17 protein-coding genes are annotated in these 20,178 nt (G+C 27.1%); 3 read left to right on the forward strand and 14 right to left on the reverse strand.

The window, feature by feature from the left end:
- Positions 1-4: 4 nt before the first annotated feature.
- The 7 genes from APAC_RS12255 to APAC_RS12285 are packed head-to-tail and all read right to left on the reverse strand — an operon-like array spanning position 5 to position 8,625.
- A complete protein-coding gene (locus APAC_RS12255; RefSeq protein WP_130234379.1) occupies positions 5-1,021 on the reverse strand; it encodes an LptF/LptG family permease in 1,017 nt (338 codons plus the stop codon).
- Positions 1,018-1,788 carry a prepilin peptidase gene (locus APAC_RS12260; protein ID WP_130234380.1) on the reverse strand — a complete coding sequence of 257 codons (771 nt, stop codon included), beginning with the start codon at positions 1,786-1,788 and terminating at the stop codon, positions 1,018-1,020. The genes APAC_RS12255 and APAC_RS12260 overlap by 4 nt, the downstream gene beginning before the upstream one ends.
- Positions 1,775-2,461 carry a di-trans,poly-cis-decaprenylcistransferase gene (locus APAC_RS12265; RefSeq protein WP_130234381.1) on the reverse strand — a complete coding sequence of 229 codons (687 nt, stop codon included), beginning with the start codon at positions 2,459-2,461 and terminating at the stop codon, positions 1,775-1,777. Before APAC_RS12265 ends, APAC_RS12260 begins: the two co-directional genes overlap by 14 nt.
- The gene (gene coaBC, locus APAC_RS12270; protein WP_130234382.1) at positions 2,454-3,725 is read right to left on the reverse strand and encodes a bifunctional phosphopantothenoylcysteine decarboxylase/phosphopantothenate--cysteine ligase CoaBC; all 1,272 of its coding nucleotides are present in this window, start codon (positions 3,723-3,725) and stop codon (positions 2,454-2,456) included. Before coaBC ends, APAC_RS12265 begins: the two co-directional genes overlap by 8 nt.
- 5 nt (positions 3,726-3,730) lie before the next feature.
- Positions 3,731-5,029 (reverse strand): bifunctional UDP-N-acetylglucosamine diphosphorylase/glucosamine-1-phosphate N-acetyltransferase GlmU, encoded by a 1,299-nt coding sequence (glmU, locus tag APAC_RS12275; RefSeq protein WP_130234383.1) that lies wholly within the window; start codon positions 5,027-5,029, stop codon positions 3,731-3,733.
- An 8-nt stretch (positions 5,030-5,037) separates the two neighbouring features.
- Positions 5,038-6,963, reverse strand: a complete 1,926-nt coding sequence (locus APAC_RS12280; protein WP_130234384.1) for an ankyrin repeat domain-containing protein — start codon at positions 6,961-6,963, stop codon at positions 5,038-5,040.
- A gap of 60 nt (positions 6,964-7,023) precedes the next feature.
- Positions 7,024-8,625: a helicase-related protein gene (locus APAC_RS12285; protein ID WP_130234385.1), complete on the reverse strand. Its 1,602-nt coding sequence runs from the start codon at positions 8,623-8,625 to the stop codon at positions 7,024-7,026.
- Between the two features lie 67 nt (positions 8,626-8,692).
- Here APAC_RS12285 and trmA point away from each other — a divergent pair, with 67 nt between their 5' ends.
- The 3 genes from trmA (at position 8,693) to APAC_RS12300 (ending at position 11,802) form a co-directional block, all read left to right on the forward strand.
- Complete coding sequence (gene trmA, locus APAC_RS12290) at positions 8,693-9,814, forward strand: tRNA (uridine(54)-C5)-methyltransferase TrmA (RefSeq protein WP_130234386.1); 1,122 nt, start codon at positions 8,693-8,695, stop codon at positions 9,812-9,814.
- A gap of 79 nt (positions 9,815-9,893) precedes the next feature.
- Positions 9,894-10,736 (forward strand): flagellin, encoded by an 843-nt coding sequence (locus tag APAC_RS12295; protein ID WP_130234387.1) that lies wholly within the window; start codon positions 9,894-9,896, stop codon positions 10,734-10,736.
- A 223-nt stretch (positions 10,737-10,959) separates the two neighbouring features.
- Complete coding sequence (locus APAC_RS12300) at positions 10,960-11,802, forward strand: flagellin N-terminal helical domain-containing protein (RefSeq protein WP_130234388.1); 843 nt, start codon at positions 10,960-10,962, stop codon at positions 11,800-11,802.
- Positions 11,803-11,830: 28 nt separating this feature from the next.
- Here APAC_RS12300 and APAC_RS12305 read toward each other — a convergent pair whose 3' ends face one another.
- Genes APAC_RS12305 through APAC_RS12335 form a run of 7 tightly spaced genes read right to left on the reverse strand, consistent with a single transcriptional unit; the run spans position 11,831 to position 20,171 of the window.
- Positions 11,831-13,885 (reverse strand): motility associated factor glycosyltransferase family protein, encoded by a 2,055-nt coding sequence (locus APAC_RS12305; protein ID WP_130234389.1) that lies wholly within the window; start codon positions 13,883-13,885, stop codon positions 11,831-11,833.
- The gene (locus APAC_RS12310; RefSeq protein WP_130234390.1) at positions 13,882-15,714 is read right to left on the reverse strand and encodes a 6-hydroxymethylpterin diphosphokinase MptE-like protein; all 1,833 of its coding nucleotides are present in this window, start codon (positions 15,712-15,714) and stop codon (positions 13,882-13,884) included. Before APAC_RS12310 ends, APAC_RS12305 begins: the two co-directional genes overlap by 4 nt.
- A complete protein-coding gene (locus APAC_RS12315; RefSeq protein WP_130234391.1) occupies positions 15,707-16,399 on the reverse strand; it encodes an acylneuraminate cytidylyltransferase family protein in 693 nt (230 codons plus the stop codon). Before APAC_RS12315 ends, APAC_RS12310 begins: the two co-directional genes overlap by 8 nt.
- Positions 16,389-17,444: a nucleotidyltransferase family protein gene (locus APAC_RS12320; protein WP_130234392.1), complete on the reverse strand. Its 1,056-nt coding sequence runs from the start codon at positions 17,442-17,444 to the stop codon at positions 16,389-16,391. The genes APAC_RS12315 and APAC_RS12320 overlap by 11 nt, the downstream gene beginning before the upstream one ends.
- Complete coding sequence (neuC, locus tag APAC_RS12325; protein WP_130234393.1) at positions 17,441-18,601, reverse strand: UDP-N-acetylglucosamine 2-epimerase; 1,161 nt, start codon at positions 18,599-18,601, stop codon at positions 17,441-17,443. Before neuC ends, APAC_RS12320 begins: the two co-directional genes overlap by 4 nt.
- Positions 18,598-19,596: an N-acetylneuraminate synthase gene (neuB, locus tag APAC_RS12330; RefSeq protein WP_130234394.1), complete on the reverse strand. Its 999-nt coding sequence runs from the start codon at positions 19,594-19,596 to the stop codon at positions 18,598-18,600. The genes neuC and neuB overlap by 4 nt, the downstream gene beginning before the upstream one ends.
- Positions 19,593-20,171 (reverse strand): PglD-related sugar-binding protein, encoded by a 579-nt coding sequence (locus tag APAC_RS12335; protein ID WP_130234395.1) that lies wholly within the window; start codon positions 20,169-20,171, stop codon positions 19,593-19,595. The genes neuB and APAC_RS12335 overlap by 4 nt, the downstream gene beginning before the upstream one ends.
- Between the last annotated feature and the right edge of the window lie 7 nt (positions 20,172-20,178).

Below are 20,178 nucleotides of genomic sequence, written 5' to 3' on the forward strand. Positions count from 1 at the left end.
TAAACTAGTACTCTTTTTTGATTGTCTTAGAATATAAAATATATGTACTAAATACCCAAATAATTGGAATTATATATAATGCATGTAAAAAAATCTTATCAGAAATTGATTTAACTAAAATATAATAAAAAACAACAGAAATTAAAGAGTAAGCAACTGCTCTATTCTTTTCATATCTTGGATTAAAATATCCAAAAGTAATTACTAAGAACAAAGAGATTAAAGGGAATATTGAAGTTAATATAAAAAATGTTAAATCATCAATATTAGTTCCTCTTTTAATTTGTAGTTTCCAATAATCATAAACTGTACTAAAATTTTCTAACTTCGAATCAGCTATTGAATCATTTATATGCATTGATTCAAAATTTACCTGATTAAGTTCCTCATCATTAATAAAAAAGGCCTTCCCTTCTTTTAATTTAAAACTTAATTCACCTTTATCATTATTTAAAACTGCACTTTGAGATAAAATAAATTGGTCTTTTTCATTTTCAGTTTTAAACAACTTAACTCCACTATAAGCTCTATCTTGTTCCTCACTAATATAAATTAACCAATCGCCAAATTTCTGTCCAAATTGACTTGCTTTAATATTAAAATTCGCTTCTTTTTTCTTTAAATCTAAAAACTGTTTTGTTAAAAATTTAGTTTTTGGGATTAATCCAACAGAAACAACCAAAAGAGTAATACTTAAAAGAAGCGTTATGGGAAAAAATATCTTTAAAATTTTAATTGGATTCAAACCAAAAGAAGTTATTACTGTTAACTCATACTCACTTGCAAGTTTTGATAAAGTCAAAACGAGTGCTATAAAAAAGGAAATTGGCATTGTATAAAACACAATTTGAGGTATTACATAAGTGTATAAAGTAAATAACTCAAAAAAGTTTATTGTAATAATTGATGTAAGTGAAGCTATTTTTACCAAAAATACAATAGAAGTAATAAAATATAACCCTAAAAAAATTGGGAAAAATGTAATAGCTAATTGTGAATATAAGTATTGTTTTAATTTCAATAAATAACCTTTAAAAATCTCTCTAAATCAAAAAAGTACTCTGTAAAAAAGCCCATAACTAAATAAGGTATAAATGGAGTTTGGATATCTTTTTTTACAAAACTTGAATAAATAGAGGGTATTATAGCAAAAAAAGCTGCCAAAAATATAGCAATAAGTCCACCTTGAACCCCTAAAATCACTCCAATTGTTGCAATAATTGGAATATCACCCTCACCTAAAGCCTCTTGGTCTTTTAAACTTTCATCTTTTAAAATCTTTGCTTTTATATTTTGTATATAAAAGGTGATAATAAAATTTAGTAAAACTAAAGCTCCACTAAATAAAAACGCATACTTGAATGCTTCTAATATTTCATAAGTTGTTGCCATAAAAGAAACAATAAAAGTAATCAATAATAAATAATCAGGAACAGCCTTATATTTTAAATCTATAAATGATAAAACAATTAAAACATAAGTAAGTAAACACATAAAATAAAACTCTGTACTTATTCCTAATTTAGAAAATAGTAGGAAAGTTAATATACCACTAATTAGTTCTACAAAAAAATATTGAAAAGAAATCTTTGCATTACAATAAGCACATTTCCCTTTTAAAAAAAGATATGATAAAAGAGGAATATTATAATACCACGAGATTATATGGTTACATTTAGGACAAGTACTTCTTGGTAGAACTACAGATTTATTTTGAGGTAATCTTAATATTAATACATTTAAAAAAGACCCAATTACAACTCCAAATAAAAAACTAAACAGCTCCAAATCTTCTCTCTCTTGAATTAAAATCACTTATAATGTCATCTAATTCTAGGGTATTAAAATCAGGCCATAATGTCTGAGTAAAAAACATTTCAGCATAGGCATTTTGCCACAGAAGATAGTTTGAAAGTCTAACTTCTCCACTTGTTCTAATCATTATATCAACATCAGGAATTCCTGCTGTATCTAAACAAGATTCAATATTCTCTTCACTTACTTCTAAATTTTGCTCATTTAATTTTTTTACAGCTCTAACAATTTCATCTTTTGAACCATAATTTAATGCTAAGACTTGAGTAAGTCCACTGTTTTTTTCTGTTTGTTTTTCAGTGATTGATATTCTCTCTTGAAGTGATTTTGAAAACTTTGATAAATCTCCAATAGCTTTAAATCTTATATTATTTTTCATATAAACTTCTAGCTCTTTTTTTAAATACCTATCTAAAAGTTTCATAAGATAATCTACTTCAAGTTTTGGTCTTTTCCAATTTTCAGTTGAAAAAGCATACATAGTAAGATATTTAACTCCTATTTTTGCACAATAAGTTGTAATATCTCTTACGACTTCTGCACCTTTTTCATGACCTGCAGTTCTTTTTAAACCTCTCTCTTTTGCCCAACGACCATTTCCATCCATAATCATAGCTATGTGAACTGGTGCTTCATTATTATACATATTGCCCAAACTCTTTTTGTAAATTTTCTAAAATTTTTAAGGACACATCTAGTTTATGTCCTGTTATTTCATATGAACTATTTTTTAATATTAATTCAATATTGTTATTATCACTTCCAAAACTATTAGTTTCATTTAGGATATTTAAACAAACACCATCAAGTTTTTTTCTCTCAATCATCGATGTTGCACTATTTAATGCAGTTGCTTCATCCATCTCTGCTTTAAAACCAATTGATACAATATCTTTTTTATCTAAACAAGCTAATATATCCATATTTTGTTTCAACTCTAAGTTCCATGATGAGCCAATCATATCTTTTTTTAGTTTTCCATCTTGAGGGAAAGATGGTACATAATCACTAATTGCTGCAACCATAAACAAATATGGTCTTTTTTGAATTAATTCAGGCTTACTATCATCCATTAGTGTTGGTTTTGTTAAAATTCCTTTTTTAGCAACTCTAATTGAATCAACTAAATATTCATACATTTCAGCACTACTTTGAACTTTGATTATATGAATATCTTTAGGTAAATTTTCATATCCTCTAGTAGAAACTAAACAAACATTTGCACCTTTATAATAAAGTGCTTTTGCTAAACTTGAAGCCATTTTTCCTGATGAAAAATTTGAAATATATCTTACATCATCAATTTTTTCAATTGTTCCACCACCGCTTAAAACAACTTTTCTATTTACCCAGTATTCATCTTTTAAAAGCTCTTTACAAGTTGCATCAAAGATATCTTCAACTTCAGCCATAGCTCCATCACCAACATCTTTACATACTAACTCTTTTGATGTTGTATCAACTATTTCATAGTTACAAAGTTTTAGCATTTTTAAACTAGATTGAGTAATAGGATTTTTAATCATATTTGTATTTGCTGCAGGAGCAATAAGTTTCATCCTTGGATATGCAAGTGCTGTTTGAAGAAGTAAGTTATGACCTAGTCCATTTGCAATAGAGTTAATTGTATTAGCACTAGCAGGGGCTATTACAAATAAATCACTCCATTTTCCTATATCAATATGATTATAGTCTTGTGATTTATCCCAGTTTTCATTATCTTCAACTAATACTTTGTTTTGGGAAATTGCTTCAAATGTTATTGGATTTATAAACTTACAAGCAGCAGGAGTCATAATAACTTTAACTTTTGCACCTGCTTTTATATATAATCTAATTAATTCTAAAGCTTTATAAATAGCAATTGAACCCGTTACTCCTACAAGTATTTTTTTTTCTTTTAATAACATCTATTTTATTTTCCAGCTTTATCAAAATGTTTATAAAAATACCCATCTATTTTTTTTGCTTTTGCTCTAGTTATGTATAATTCACCTGTTTTAACATCACCTGTTACAGTTGACCCAGCACCAATAATAACATCATCTTCAATATTAACAGGAGCTACAAATTGAGTATCACTTCCTACAAAAACATTTTTACCAATAATTGTTTTGTATTTATTAACACCATCGTAGTTACAAGTAATAGTCCCACAACCAATATTTGTACCTTCATCAATTTCACAATCACCTAAATAAGTTAAGTGTCCTGCTTTCACACCAGTTAGTTTTGCTTTTTTAGTCTCAACAAAATTTCCTAAATGAGTATCTTTGATTTCACTTCCTGGTCGCACTCTTGCCATTGGTCCAGCATCAGAGTCGATTAAAATTGCATCTTCAACTACAGTATTTGTTTTAATGTGAGAATTTATAATTTTAGAGTTTCCAAGTAGTGTTACACCATTTTCCAAAATTGATTCACCTTCAATCTGTACACCCTCTTCTATATAAATAGTATCAGGAAGCCTCATAATAACACCCTGCTTTAAAAACTCTCTTTTAATTCTATTTTGGTGAATTACTTCTGCTTCACTTAAGTCTAATTTTGAGTTTACACCTTTGAAGTTCTCTTCATTTACAGTAAGTGGTTTTAGCCCTAGTCCTTGATTTATAGCCATTTCAACTAAATCTGTTATGTAGTACTCTTTTTGTGCATTATCATTTGAAAGTTTTGGTAAAGACTCTAATAAAAATTTTGAGCAAAACTGATAAATACCAGCATTTGCAGTAGTTACAGCAAGTTCAGATTCATTTGCATCTTTTTGCTCAACGATTTTTTTAACTTCACCATTTTCAATTATAACTCTTCCATAACCATCTGCATTATCTAGTTCAAGCACTGACATAACAATAGTTGCATCAACCTCAAATTTTTTAAGCTCATCTGCTTGAATTAAAGGCATGTCACCATTTAAAACTAAAACTTTCTCATATTTTGGAATTATGTTCATAACTGCCCCACCAGTTCCTGGGTAGTTTTCGTGGTCTTGAATTACATAATTAATATTTTCAAAATACTTTTCCATCTCTTCTTGCACTCTTTGTGCTTGGTGGTATAAAACAACTGTTACATCATCACTTAACTCTAAAGCTTCTTTGATTGAGTAATAAAGCATTGGTTTTCCAGAGATTTTATGTAAAACCTTTGGAGTTGTTGATTTCATTCGGGTACCTGCACCTGCAGCTAAAATTATTATTGATTTATTTTTCATTTTTATCCTTATAAAGCTTCATTTATTTCATTTCTTAAATTTTCTACTACATCATTTAATGCTTTTCGCATTTTATCATCACTAATATTATTCTTTAACAACTCATTTAAGTTAGGTTCTTTCTCTTTAAAAAACTTTGCAACCTTCTTATTCTTTGGGTTTTTATTGTACATAAGAACCCCTGATGCAATTAGAGTCATTACTAATTTGATATGTCCCAAAATAGCTGCATAATTTAATAATGTAAACCCTGATTTATCAGGTATGTTCATATCTGCCCCCGCAGCTATTAACCAACGTGCAATTTTATAACTTCCATTCCATTGGGTATGATGTAAAGCAGTTCTACCATGCTTATCTTTTAGTGATAAATTAGCTTTTTTTGTAAGTAGTTTTTCTGTTACTCTTAAATCATCTGCAATTACTGATTTGTGAAAAACAGTTCGTCCTTCATTATCTTGAATATCAACATTTACTCTAAATTTAAGAAAAAAAATCAACCTTTCTATAAACTCATCTCTTAATTTATTATCATCAATTTTCAACCCATCTTCAATCATATGATGTAATGGGGTATTTCCATTTGAGTCTTTAATATTTACATTGATTCCACTATTTATTAATATTTTTAAAGTTTCATAATCATTATATAAAACTAAATCAAAAAGTATATTTTTCCCATCTAATCTTTTTGCATCTATATTTGGTTTTTTAGATAAGACCTTTTTTAATAAAACATCATATTTACCATCTTTTACAAAATTTATTTTATATGTATTATCTGCTTCTTTAAAACCTCGTTCAACGGCTATATATTCAACTAAATCATCAACTACAGTTTTTTCATCTATATCTTTATGATTAAGGTCTATTCCATTTTCAATTAGAAAATCTATTACCAAATAATTATCATATCCTTTAATAATCTCTTTTGATAACATTGTTCTTTCATCTAAATCTGTATAGTTTATATTTGCTCCACACTCAATTAAAAACTTAGCACTCTCTAAATCTTTTTTTTCAATAGCAATTTGTAAGGTAGTCTTTTCATCATTAACCTTGTCTATCTCAAAACCATTACTTATTAGAAGTTTCACAATTTTTGTGTAATCATAACTATCTTTTATTAATTTATATTTGCCTTTTTTTGTTCTTCTTGGTTTTTGTAAATCAATGATATGCAGGATTTCATCTAAAATATTTTTATTATTATTGTCTATAATATTTATATTTATCTCTTTTTTTATAAGAAGCTCGATTATTTCGAAATTTTTTTCACCTAAAATAACACTATTAAAAAGGACATTTTGTCCATTTTTATCGATAAAATTAACATTAATTCCATTTAAAATCAAACACTTAGCAATTTCTGGGTTTTCTAAAAGAACAGCTTCAAATAGTGCTGTTTGATTATTTGAATCTAAAACATTTAAATTTGATAAATGATTTACTATATCTTTTAATATAACAATATTTGAACCTTTTATTGCATCAAATAGTATATGATTTTTTGAATCATCATAAATTGTAAAGTCAGGATTATATTTCATTAAAATTTCAAAAATTCTATAATTACCGTTTAGTGCGCAGTCTTGAAGAGGCGTTCTATTAGAACTGTTAAATCTATTTACACTAGCTCCATTTTCTAATAAAAACCTAATCATCATTCCATCAGATTTATCTATACAATGATCTAATACAGTTTTACCATAGTTATCTTCACTATTAATATCTAAATCAAATTTTAGTAAATATCTAATTGAATCAACTTTTCTTTTGGAAACTAGAGAGAAAAGGATTGTTCTTCCTTTTTCATCTTTTTTATTTAAATCAATTCCTCTTAAAATAAATTTCTTGATTTTATTTACATCTAGTTCATCTTTTAGTAATTCATTGTAAAAGTTTTCTTCATTTGCTCTAAAAAAACCGAACACGATGTAGTTTCCTTTGTAATAAGTGTTAAAGATAATTATTTTAACTAATTTTTAATTAAATTATTTTCTTCTTCTATCATTTCTTTCATTTCTTGAACCATTTCTATTGCCTGACCGTGAGTTTCTTCGTGGTCTTCTTTTATAATCATCAAACTCTTTTTTTCGTCTAAAATTTGTTTTGAAATCAATATCTTGGACTAAATTACTTTTTAATGATTGTTCAATAAAAGAGTTAAAACTATTTCTTAGAATATAAGCCTTATCATGATCAGGGAAGAGTTCTGGAAGTTTATAAGAAATCCATAAATAAAGTGAAATCTTTTTAACTTCATCTTCAACTAAAAGTAAATCTTTTTGAGTAATATCTTTTTTATTTGGCAGTGTAATTGAAGGTTTATAGTGACAAACTTTTTTCTTAATCACACTTGCAATATAAGATTGATATGCTTGAAGTATGATAGTTGATTTTGTAGTAATTGGAGCTTGAGCAAGTAAATACTTTTCTTCTAGTTTCAAGTTTTTTCTTTGATCTACTATTTTAGCAGCTTCAATCATAGAAGATATATTAGCAGCTCTAAATGGTCCACTAAAATACATATTATCTGCAAAAAACTTTAGTACTTTTGTTAAAGAGTCTGTTTTTATGTGATTTGCTAAATTTACTAATTGATCTGCATTTATCTTAACTTTAAATGGTGGTTTAATTGTTTTAATTGGCGTTTCATACTCTTGAATAATATGTCTTAAAACATCCCTTCGTGTTGCCCCTAAAAACCCTGCTTCAAAGTGCCCATATCTTCCAGCACGACCTGCTATTTGAACTATTTCATTTACTGTAATTTTTCTTCTACTAACTCCATCAAACTTTGTATCAGTTGTAAATAATATAGTTTTAATAGGAAGATTTAAACCCATAGCAATTGCATCAGTAGCAATTAAAATATCACTTTGTTTTTCTCTAAATCTTCTAGCTTCATCACGCCTTACTTCAGGTGATAAATTTCCATAAATTACAGAAATTGAGTATTTTTTTTGAAGTTTTTGCTTTAATTTTAAAACATCACTTCTTGAAAAAGCTATTAAAGCAGTACCTGGTTCTAAATCATTTAAAGCAATATGTTTAGCCATAACTTTTAATTCATTTTTTCTTTTATGTTTTACAACTTTTAAATCTTCTTCTAAATAATCGGCTATTTTTTTAACCGCTTCAAGGGCATTTACACTTCCTGTCATAATAATCTTTTTAGCAGGACATCCAATAATTGCATTAACCCAAGCCCAACCTCTATCTGGGTCATCTAGCATTTGAACTTCATCAATAACTGCCACATCGACATCTAAATCAAAATCTAACATTTCAATAGTTGAACACACATGTGCAGCATCTTCATCAAATATTTGCTCTTCTCCAGTGATTAAAGTTGCTTCAATATTAGATGCTTTTAAATCTTCATAACCTTCTAAAGCTAGTAATCTAAGGGGAGCTAAATATAATCCACTATTAGCCTCTTTTAATTTTTGCATAGCATTATATGTTTTACCTGAATTTGTAGGTCCTACATAAAATTCTAGCTGTCTATTCATTCCTCTAGCAAGAGGGTATAAGGATTTTAAATCACAATTAAGTAGTGTTTGTAGTTGTTGTTGCCAATTTTCTTTCATAAGCGTATTATAGTTAATTGAATATAATTCCACATTAAAAAATGAAGAATTATATTAAAGGTTGAGTATGGATTGTAAATATTTTGGGAAATGTGCTTCTTGCGTTCTACATGATATGAATTATGAAGAGCAGTTAAATCACAAAATTAAAAGAGAAAAAGAGAGATTTTCTGATTTAACAACTATGGAATTTGACATAATAAAAAGTGAAGAAGAGCATTTTAGAAATAGAGCAGAATTTAGAATCTGGAAAAACTTTGATAATGAAGACAATCTAACACTTTCATATGCAATGAATGGATATGACAAAAATGTTGTTGAAATTAATGAGTGTAAAATAGTTAGCTCACATATATCTGATGTTATGCCAAAACTATTAGACAAAATCCAAAATGACCAAACTCTTTCTTTTAAAATATTTTCCATAGAGTTTTTAGGCTCTACGATAGATGATTTATTAGTAACTATGATTTATCATAGAAAACTTGACTCAACGTGGATTGAAAAAGCAAAAGAACTAGAAAAAGAATTAAATATCAAAATCATTGGTAGAAGTAGAAAACAAAAAGAGATTTTGAGTGTTGATTATATCAATGAAGAACTAGAAATTGATGGAAGAAATTATAAATTTGCCTATGAAGAAGGTGGATTTACTCAACCAAATACAAAAGTAAATATCAAAATGATTGAATGGGTTTTAGAAAATACTAGTGAGAGTTCAAGTGACCTTTGTGAGTTATATTGTGGTGGAGGGAATTTCACTATTCCTCTTAGTACAAAATTCAATAAAGTTCTAGCAACTGAGATTTCAAAAACTTCTATTAAATCAGCTCTTAGAAACTGTAGCCTAAATGAAATAGATAATATTGAGTTTATTAGAATGAGTGCCGAAGAGTTCACTGAAGCTTTAGAATTTAAAAGAGATTTTAGAAGATTAAAAGATGTTGATTTAAAAAGCTACGACTTTGACACAATATTTATGGATCCTCCAAGAGCAGGACTTGATGATATAACTAGAGATTTAGGAAAAGATTTCAATAAAATAATTTATATCTCATGTAACCCTGAAACTCTTCACAGAGATTTGCAAGAGCTTACAAAGACTCACAAAATAGTAAGGTTTGCACTATTTGATCAATTTTCTTACACAAATCATATAGAATCTGGAGTTGTATTAGAAAAAAGATAATCTACTATAAGTGAATATTAAGAATTATCTAACATTATTTAGATAAAATATAACAAATACTTTTATGTAAAGGTAAGTCATGAAAATCAATACAAATGTTTCTTCAATGGTAGCTCAAGAATCTGCAGTAAATACAAATAAAAATATAACTTCTTCTTTAGAGAAATTATCATCTGGTTTAAGAATTAATAAAGCATCAGATGATGCTTCAGGTTTAGCAATTGCTGATAAATTAAGAACTCAAGTTACATCTTTAAATCAATCAGTTGATAATGGTAACTCTGCAGTTGCTATGTTACAAATTGCAGATAAAGCAATGGCAGAACAATCTAATATTTTAGACACTGTTAAAGCTAAATTAATTCAAGCTTCTACAGATACTACTTCTACTGAAGGTAGAGAAGCTATTAGACAAGATATTTCTAAACTTTTAAACCAGTTAGATAACATTGCAAAACAAACAAACTATAATGGTAGACAATTAATTTCTGCTGCTAACGGTACAGCTGCATCTTCTAACCACGTTTTCCAATTAGGTGAAAAATCTGGTAATGTTATTAGTGCTGCGTCTATTACGGCTAATACTACTGGTTTAGCAATGACTACCTTAAAAGGTTTAGCTGCAAATGCTTTAAGTTTATCAGCTGCTGCAAATCAACAATCAAAAGTTGATGCTGCTATTACTAAATTAAATAGTTATAGATCTACTGTGGGTTCTACTCAAAACCAAGTTGAATCTGCTGTTAGAAACTTAATGACTGCTTCTACGAATATTAGTGCAGCTGAGTCTGTTATTAGAGATGTTGATTACGCTGCTGAAAGTGCTAACTTCAACAAACAAAACATTATTTCTCAAGCTGGTTCTTATGCTATTTCTCAAGCAAATAATGTTTCTCAAAATGTATTAAGACTATTACAATAAATATTATAAACTCTTTTTTTAGCTAGGAATAAAATCCTAGCTTTTTTTTAAACTTTAAAATATTTAAACTAATTTTAAGAATTGGTGTGTAATAATTTCAATATAACTTATAGGGATTAATGGATTCCGAAGAGATTTATTCTCTATGCTTGTTAAAAATTACAAGAAGGTTCCCGGCTGTAAAAACTTTTTTACAATGTGTCATAATTAAAAAGGATTTATTATGAGAATCATGACTAACGTTTCATCTTTAACTGCACAAGAATCTGCAGTAAATACAAATAAAAATATAACTTCTTCTTTAGAGAAATTATCATCTGGTTTAAGAATTAATAAAGCATCAGATGATGCTTCAGGTTTAGCAATTGCTGATAAATTAAGAACTCAAGTTACATCTTTAAATCAATCAGTTGATAATGGTAACTCTGCAGTTGCTATGTTACAAATTGCAGATAAAGCAATGGCAGAACAATCTAATATTTTAGACACTGTTAAAGCTAAATTAATTCAAGCTTCTACAGATACTACTTCTACTGAAGGTAGAGAAGCTATTAGACAAGATATTTCTAAACTTTTAAACCAGTTAGATAACATTGCAAAACAAACAAACTATAATGGTAGACAATTAATTTCTGCTGCTAACGGTACAGCTGCATCTTCTAACCACGTTTTCCAATTAGGTGAAAAATCTGGTAATGTTATTAGTGCTGCGTCTATTACGGCTAATACTACTGGTTTAGCAATGACTACATTAAAAGGTTTAGCTGCAAATGCTTTAACTTTATCAGCTGCTGCAAATCAACAATCAAAAGTTGATGCTGCTATTACTAAATTAAATGGTCATAGATCAACAATAGGTTCTACTCAAAATCAAGTTGAATCTGCTGTTAGAAACTTAATGACTGCTTCTACGAATATCAGTGCAGCTGAGTCTGTAATTAGAGATGTTGATTACGCTGCTGAAAGTGCAAACTTCAACAAACAAAACATCATCTCGCAAGCTGGTTCTTACGCTATTTCTCAAGCTAATGCTGCTCAACAAAATGTGTTAAGATTACTTCAATAATCTTATCTCTAAGTAGTGACACTAGTCACTACTTTTTGTCTATAGTATTTAAAAACTCTATATAAAAATCTATCAACCTTCTTAATTGTATTTCAAAAACTTTTCTTATCTCCTTCATCTTATTTTTTTCATTTTTTAAAAATTTATCATTAAAATGATAATATAAATAAGGTACTATAGTACTATAATACCTACTAAATATTATTTTGATAAAGCTTGAATTAAAGGGAATATTAGAGTAAAGTTTTTCAGATAAGCTTAAATAAGTCTTTTCAAAATGTTCAAAATTATTAATCTCAAAATACTTTAACTTGTCAAATTCAACTAAAAATGTTTCTAAATAAAATTGTTCACTTTTTATAAGTTCAACTTCTTCTTTTGTCATTTTTATTCTTGAAGTATCATCTAAAAACTCTTTCAAGTTTTCTTTAGAAATTTCAGTAGTTATATCTATGGGTACTAAATCTCTTTCTAAAAAACTAACTCCTTCAATAAAAGCTGCACCTTTAGATAAGTTATATACTTCCAAACTTGTTTGACTAGATAAATACTTTCCTAAGCTCATAGCAGATTGATAAAACTGTCTTGTAGTTAAAACTTCTTCTTTGTAGTTACCTTTAACTTTTATGATATCAGCATTTAAATCAAAAGTACTTTTTTCTAAAGATGATTTAAAGTTGTTTAAATCATATTTACTGCTAGTACTTGAAGAGCCAGAGATGTGGGTTTCTCCTGTTTCTTGATTTAAAGCAAAATCAATACCTAAAAGATATAACTTAGAAACACCTAAATATTGTAATATAGCACAAGTTACTTCCCCGATACTAAATCCTTTAGGAGAAATATTATCTATGAAAAAAGGATAATCTAATGCATAAAGATAAGTATTGTCTTTTTCAAATTGTTCTAATACATTAAAGTGAGTATGAATTGCAGCAATTAATGGAATATCTCCAAGTTTTTGTACATATTTTTTATCACTAAATTGTTTATCATATATTATTTTTGAAGCATCTAAACTTGTTACTAAATCTATTTTTATATTATTATCAATCAGTTTTTTATAAGAAGCTCCCATTGCAATTATAAAAAAAGCATTTTGATTATCTTTAATCCAATCTATATTTTCATCTAAAGAAGGTCCTGCTCCTAAAAATAAAACTTGTTTATCATCAAAATACTTTAATTTATTTTCTTTCAATAGAGTTAATATTTTATAATTATTAACTCTATGGAATGAATCTTTAGCTTGTTTAAATAGACTCATGATATAGTTAAATCCTGTTGGACTATTCTCAATTATAGAATTAAAAACCTTATCAAAATAATCTTCAGAATTATAATTTGTAGCATAATATTTCATTGCTGCATTGTATTTATACTCATTAGTAAAAAACTTTTTAAAGCTATTATTAAAACTTATATCATCTTCCATTATCGAGAAAACAACTGTTCTTTCATTTTCTACTAGTAAAGTATAATCAAATACAAAAAGTGAAAGTCTAAATATTTCTAAATTATGTTCACATACAAAAAAATGTTTAGGATTATGTTTTTTCACAATTGATAAAATATGTCTTCCTAAAAGAGTACCTAGAAAAACAAATTTATTTATTTTCTTATAATTCTTCTTATCCACATTTAATAAATTATCTTCTAAAATATTGGTAAATTCTTGTATCTCATTTAAAACTACCTTAACCGTATCAATAGAAGAGTCTAAGTTTAGATTATCATAATCAGTCTTTTCTAAAGCATGTTTTTTAAAATAAAAATTATTCAATGTAAAAAATTCAGATTTGCTATCAAGCTTAATACTATTTGCTGCTAAATTATTAAATCTTTTGGATTTTCTTTTATATAAATATTCACCTGTTCTTGAATCAAAAATATCAAAATCACCACACTCTTTTATAAATTCTAAGAAATATCTCTCTTTATACTCACCTTTCTCTATACTCTCAGATAAACCTACCAAACGATTGTATAAAGGATTGTCATACTCACTAAAAAATGCTAGATTTGCTAAAAAAGTTGTAACTAAAGCATTTTGAAGCTGTTCCTGTGCTTGTTCTTCATTCATTTTTTTACCTTTATAAAATTTATTATATTTTTAAAATCATTTTGAAATAATTCATTAGCTTTATTTTCATTAAACTCTTTTAAATAGTAATACCAAGGTAAAACTAACTTAAAATATTTATTCAAAATTTGTATTAAAAGAGATGATTCATTTTTCTTCAAACTATTAAAGTTATTGTATATACTAGATAATTCTAATTTCTCAAACTTTTCTAAAACTGATAAGTCATCATTAATTATTTTATTTTCTAATTCCGATAAATGATTTTTTGAAATATCTAATAAAGTTAAATGAATCTCTTCTTTTGCCAACTCTTTATTTAAAACTTCATTTAAGAAACATTTTTTTACTTCAAGTGGTTTTATTCCAGGAAGAAAGGCTCCATTAGAAAGATTAAATGCTTCTATGACATAATTATCTTTAATTTCATCAAAACATTCAATCATTCCTTTAAAGTGAGATGTAGTATTTACAAACTCTTTAAAATTACCAGCTACTTTTATTAAATGTGTTTCAGAATTAATCTTATCATCATTTATTATATCAAACTTTTTAAATTCTTTAATATCATCATTTGTTGAATGACTTTTGCCTTTCTTTGCATCAACACAAGCATCAAAACCTAATAAATAAATATTTTTCACTCCAAGTTTTAAAAGAATTGAATACCCTATATTCCCTACATTTACACCTGTGTTTACTCCAGTGTTATCAAATATCTCTAAAGCATCATTAAATAAAAATATGTTTTCTTTTGGTAATAACTCTACTACCTTTTCATCTGTTTTATTAGATAAGAGAACTATAGAATTTTTATAATATTTATCATCTACGTTGAATTGTTCTTTTATGATTTCACTACTATCAGAACTAATTATAATATCTGGTATAATTTCATTCTGTTCTAATATTTTAAGAACTGCGGCTACACAAACTATCAGAAACTTATTTTGGTTTTCAACTATAAAATCAATATTTTCCTTTAATGATAGTCCACCACCTAGAAATAGAACATTTTGATTTTCTAATATTTTATGATTTTGATTTAATTTTAAAAGTCTATATCCATTTTGAAGATATTTTATTCCCCTTAGATAACTAATTAAATACTCAGAAAAGGGGTAATTTAATTCATTTTTTTGTAAAAATAGATTTGATAATTCTTCTACTAAATAAATTTCATTTTTTGAAGCAACTTCAAATTTTATTTTGTGATTATCCTCAAATTTATAATTCAGAAAATCATCTATAATAGATGATTTATTTTCTTCATTAATACAAAAAAAGAGTTTTTTATTTCTTGATAATTCTTCATAATCATTTAAAAACATTGATAATCTAAATATTTCTAAACTATCTTCAACTATTAAGAATGTTTTGAACTCTGTTTTGTTTACAATTTCACTAATATGAAATCCTAAAATAGAACCTAAGAAAATGAATTTTTCATTAGGCTGAATATTTTTTCCATCAATTTTTTCAATATATCTATTTAATATTTTATACGGGTCAATTCTTTCATCATAAGATTTTCTTAATTCATATTTTGAATCTAATTTTATTAATAAAAAGTTACTCTCACTAGATAGATTATTAACTCTATGTTCTGCATCAAAATATGGATCACAATTATATGTTAGATTTCTATTTGAATCAACTAATTCAAAGTGATTATTTATAAATTCTATTTCATATTTAAAAACATTTTGTTCTTCAAGTTTTAAGATTTTTTCATAAAGTGAAGGATAACAATTTATAAAAAAATTTATATTTTTTTTATAAATTGCCATCATAGTATTTTGAATTTCAGCTAATTCAATTTCAGTCATTATCAGCCTTACTTTTCATTAATTCATTTGCGATAATAAAATCTAATTTTTCATCAATATCAATAGAAACATCATTTTCCATAATATAAGCAAATATATTTTCTTTTAGAAAAAAGCCTTTATTTTCTAAAAACTTTGAAGTATTACAAATATAAATAGCTCCATTTAATCTAAAATAATTGGGTAAATCTTGACTTCTTTTATTTAAAACCTCATCACTTAAAAAACTAATCATACTTAAATCATCATCTAAAGTATTAGACCATAAAGGAGAGTGTTCCATCTTACAAACACTAATAACAGCATCAGCATTCTTTTTTTCTAATAATTTAATTGCTTCATCTATATGTTTTTCATTTCTAAGTGGACTTGTAGGCTGAAGTAACACTACATATTCATACTCTTTCATATTTTCAATTGTGTGTTTTAAAGTGTCAAAAGTAGTTGCAGTATCACTTGCAAATTCTTGTGGTCTTTTTATAGTTTTTGCATTTGATTCTTTTGCAATTTCTAATATCTCTTCATCATCACTACTTACTACAACATCAGATATATACTTACTTTTTAAACCAGCCTCAATACTCCATACAATCAAAGGTTTGCCACTTAAATCTAAAACATTTTTTCTAGGTAGTCTTTTACTCCCACCTCGAGCAGGAATAATTGCTAAAAATTTATTTCTCACTAAATATCCTAAAGTATTCACTTTGAGCTTGTTCAAAATCACTCATTCTTCCGATATCTAACCAATATTCATGAATAGGAAATGATGAAACCTTTTTTTGTTTTTCGATTAAAATATTAAAAAGTGTAGGCATATCAAAAAATTCATTTTCAGGAATATCATTAAATACACTCGGAGATAAAACATAAATACCTGCATTTACAAAAAACTTCTGAATAGGTTTTTCTACAATAGATGTAATATCACTGTCTTTCGTTTGAATAACTCCATATGGAACTTGATACTCATACTCTCTAACACACATTGTTGCAGTTGAATTTCCAAATGAGTGAAAATCTAAAAGATGAGAGAAGTTAACATCAGTTAAAAGGTCTCCATTCATGACAAAAAATGGCTCATGTGGATTTTCTTTTAGTAAACTAAGTGCTCCAGCTGTTCCAAGTCTTTTATTCTCTTCAACATAATCAATATTAACCCCAAAATCACTTCCATCACCAAAGTAATCTTTAATCATATCACCCTTGTAATTTAAACTTATAGTAATATTTACAAACCCATGTTCTGCAAAATTTCTTATAATTGTTTCTAGTATCGGTTTATTCCCTACTTTTAATAAAGGTTTTGGAATATCATCTGTTAACGGTCTAAGTCTAGTACCTAAACCTCCTGCCATCAGAATTACTTTATTTCTTTTTTTTGTAATATTTAGCAATGTTGCTAAATTAACAATATCAACTAATTTATTATTTTCATCAACTAAAGGAATTTGATAAACTTGATTCATAATCGCTTTTTGAATAATTTTATCTTTACTTTCAGTATGAAGTGCTGTTGTTGGATTTTTATAATATAAACTTTCAATACTGTCATCTAAAGTTTTACCATTGAGTAAACCTCTTCTAATATCTCCATCAGACAAAGTCCCTAAAAGTCGATGTTCTTCATCAACCACTAAAGCAATTCTGATTGCACCAGTATCAATAATCTTCAATGCCTCTTTAATCGTATTATTTTGATTAACTAATAACCCAGCTATATTTTTCATTGAATTTCCTTTATGTCATGAAAGTTCTTTATTAAGATATTATCAAAATTAAATTTCTTTATTATATTGATTATTTCTTTACTTGGCAAATTATTCCCATATGGATTCTCAGTATCTTTAACTATCTTCCTAAAATTATCACTATAAATATTATTAATTGCTTTTAATATTTCTTCTTTTTGAGCTTTACAATCAATTACGCTACTTACTTTTCGTCTACCTTTTTGTCTATCTCCAATATTGATTGTAGCTATTCTAAAACTTGGGGCTTCAAGTAAACCACTTGAACTATTTCCAACAACAGTATCTACATATTGCAATGCACTTAAATATCTAAGTTGTCCTAATGATGTAAAAGCAATTGAGTTTGAATTCGTTAACACATATTTATCAATCATTTGATTTATAATTTTACCATCAGTATCACTATTTGCTTTTGTAAATATAATGTTCGTTTCTTCTAATTCATCAATTGCATCTATTAACTCTTGAAACTGTTCTTTTGAAGTTTGATTTGATAATGTTTCAGGATGAAAAGTAATAAGTAAATTCTTCTTATTTAATTTAAAATCAACAGATTTTTCAAACTCTTCTTTACTTAAAAGTTTTAATCTTTTTATATTTTCAATTCCCATTCCACCAACATTAAAAACTCTATCTGGTTCTTCACCTAATTGAATAACTCTATTTTTATATTCCTCAGTTGCAGTAAAATGAAGATGGCTCATTTTAGTAATGCTATGTCTAAAAGCATCATCATAAGCACCTTGAGTCACTTCTCCTCCATGAATATGAGCTATAGGAATTTTACAAATTAAAGCACTGCTAGCTGCTACAAATATTTCATATCTATCTCCAAGAAGTATTATTAAATCAGGACTTAAATCTAAGAAAGTTTGTGTAAATCCAATTTGAGCTAATGCCATAGAGTTAGCAATTCCCAATTTAGAGTCATCTTTTAACTCAAGATTGATTTTAGAATCAATTTTAAACTCTTTTTCTATTTCCTTAACTGTTAGACCAAACTCTTCTTCTAGATGAGTTCCTGTAACAACAAGCTGTAACTGTAAATCTTCATCATTTTGAATCTCTTTTAAAAGCCAATATAATAAACCATATTCTGCTCTAGTACCTGTTGCAACACAAATTTTCACTATATTAACTCATCTTTAGAATAATCTTTTTTTGCAACTGATCCAATAATTTCATCCCATCTCATTGGGCTTATCCCATCACCTGGTCTTTTTATTGCAAGATTTTCAGTATTTAAAATTTCACCCACTTTTATATCTTTTGAAGCAACTATTGATTTTCTAGCAACTTTCATATTAGGAGTTTCACTAGAAGATGGTTTTTTAATTACATTACCTAAAGCAAGTTCGATATTTTTAATTGCTTCTACCATAGCTATTAATTCACTTGGTTCAAGTGACGCTTTATGGTCTGGTCCTTCCATAGTTTTATCTAGTGTAAAATGTTTTTCAATACAACTTGCACCTAGTGCAACGGCAGCTGTTGGCACTTCGATACCTAAAGTGTGATCACTATAGCCATAAGCTATATCAAAAGTATTTCCAATAGTTACCATAGCTTTTAAATTTACATCACTCATTGGAGTTGGATACATAGTATTTGCATGAAGAACTGTAATATTTTCTTTTTTAGTTCCAGCATTTATTAATACATCTAAAGCATCTTCAATTTCACCAATATCAGCCATTCCTGTTGATAAAACAATCTTTTTATTTAAATTTCCTATTTTTCTAAGATAAGGTAAATTTGTAATCTCACCACTAGGAATCTTAAAAATCTCTAATCCTAAATCACTTAGTAAATCTACACTATCTAAATCAAAAGGAGTTGAAAGAAACATGATATTCTTTTCATTACAGTAAGAAATTAATTCTTTATGTGTATCAACATCTAATTCAAGCTTTTTTATCATATCAAATTGGGATTCAGTAGAATCTGTAGTCTCTTTTTGATAATCAGCTTTTTGTGCATTTTTTGATACTAAATTTTCAGTTTTAAATGTCTGAAACTTTACTGCATTTGCTCCTGCTTGGGCAGCTACATCTATAAGTTTTTTTGCAAGTTCTATTGAGCCATTATGATTAACTCCAGCTTCTGCTATTACAAATACTTTACTCATATTACAACTTCTCCTGCTTTAATAAATCCTCTAATTGTAGCTTCTTGTTTTGATGTACTATTACTTCCATAAAAAGTATTTTCTAAAACTTTAACTGCTCCATTTAAAACACTAGCAGTTGAAATATGGCAATTATCTTCTACTATTACATCATGTTCAATTAATGCTTTTGTATTTATAATACAATTTTTACCTACTTTAGCATTGGCATTTATAAGAGCATGATGCATGATAACTGTTGATTCTTCTATTAAAGAGTGTTTTGAAACATAAGCAAGTGGTGAGATAATAACTGGTAAATTAAAGCCTATCTCTTTAGCTTTTTCATAGAGTTTTTTTCTTAAGGTATTTGATTTAATATGACCTATAGTGATAACTGCGTTTTTACAAGTTTTATATATACTTTCTAAGTCATCATCACAAGCTATCACTTCATATCCTAAAACTTTCTTCCCAATATTTTCTTTTACATCTATGATACCAACTATTTCATACTTGTTTTCTTGCTCAATTACATCAATCACACTATGGGCATGGCCACCACCACCTATAAGTATTATCTTTTCTTTTTTCATAATTAAC

Source organism: Malaciobacter pacificus (assembly GCF_004214795.1).
Classification (GTDB): Bacteria; Campylobacterota; Campylobacteria; order Campylobacterales; family Arcobacteraceae; genus Malaciobacter_A; species Malaciobacter_A pacificus.

What these genes read in the sequence shown, in the direction of transcription:
- trmA (WP_130234386.1), top strand. Translation starts at nt 8,693, where the DNA reads ATGGATTGTAAATATTTTGGGAAATGTGCTTCTTGCGTTCTACATGAT.
- APAC_RS12305 (WP_130234389.1), bottom strand. Translation starts at nt 13,885, where the DNA reads ATGAATGAAGAACAAGCACAGGAACAGCTTCAAAATGCTTTAGTTACA.
- APAC_RS12335 (WP_130234395.1), bottom strand. Translation starts at nt 20,171, where the DNA reads ATGAAAAAAGAAAAGATAATACTTATAGGTGGTGGTGGCCATGCCCAT.
- neuB (WP_130234394.1), bottom strand. Translation starts at nt 19,596, where the DNA reads ATGAGTAAAGTATTTGTAATAGCAGAAGCTGGAGTTAATCATAATGGC.
- APAC_RS12265 (WP_130234381.1), bottom strand. Translation starts at nt 2,461, where the DNA reads ATGTATAATAATGAAGCACCAGTTCACATAGCTATGATTATGGATGGA.
- APAC_RS12285 (WP_130234385.1), bottom strand. Translation starts at nt 8,625, where the DNA reads ATGAAAGAAAATTGGCAACAACAACTACAAACACTACTTAATTGTGAT.
- coaBC (WP_130234382.1), bottom strand. Translation starts at nt 3,725, where the DNA reads ATGTTATTAAAAGAAAAAAAAATACTTGTAGGAGTAACGGGTTCAATT.
- APAC_RS12300 (WP_130234388.1), top strand. Translation starts at nt 10,960, where the DNA reads ATGAGAATCATGACTAACGTTTCATCTTTAACTGCACAAGAATCTGCA.
- APAC_RS12295 (WP_130234387.1), top strand. Translation starts at nt 9,894, where the DNA reads ATGAAAATCAATACAAATGTTTCTTCAATGGTAGCTCAAGAATCTGCA.
- APAC_RS12310 (WP_130234390.1), bottom strand. Translation starts at nt 15,714, where the DNA reads ATGACTGAAATTGAATTAGCTGAAATTCAAAATACTATGATGGCAATT.
- APAC_RS12320 (WP_130234392.1), bottom strand. Translation starts at nt 17,444, where the DNA reads ATGAAAAATATAGCTGGGTTATTAGTTAATCAAAATAATACGATTAAA.
- glmU (WP_130234383.1), bottom strand. Translation starts at nt 5,029, where the DNA reads ATGAAAAATAAATCAATAATAATTTTAGCTGCAGGTGCAGGTACCCGA.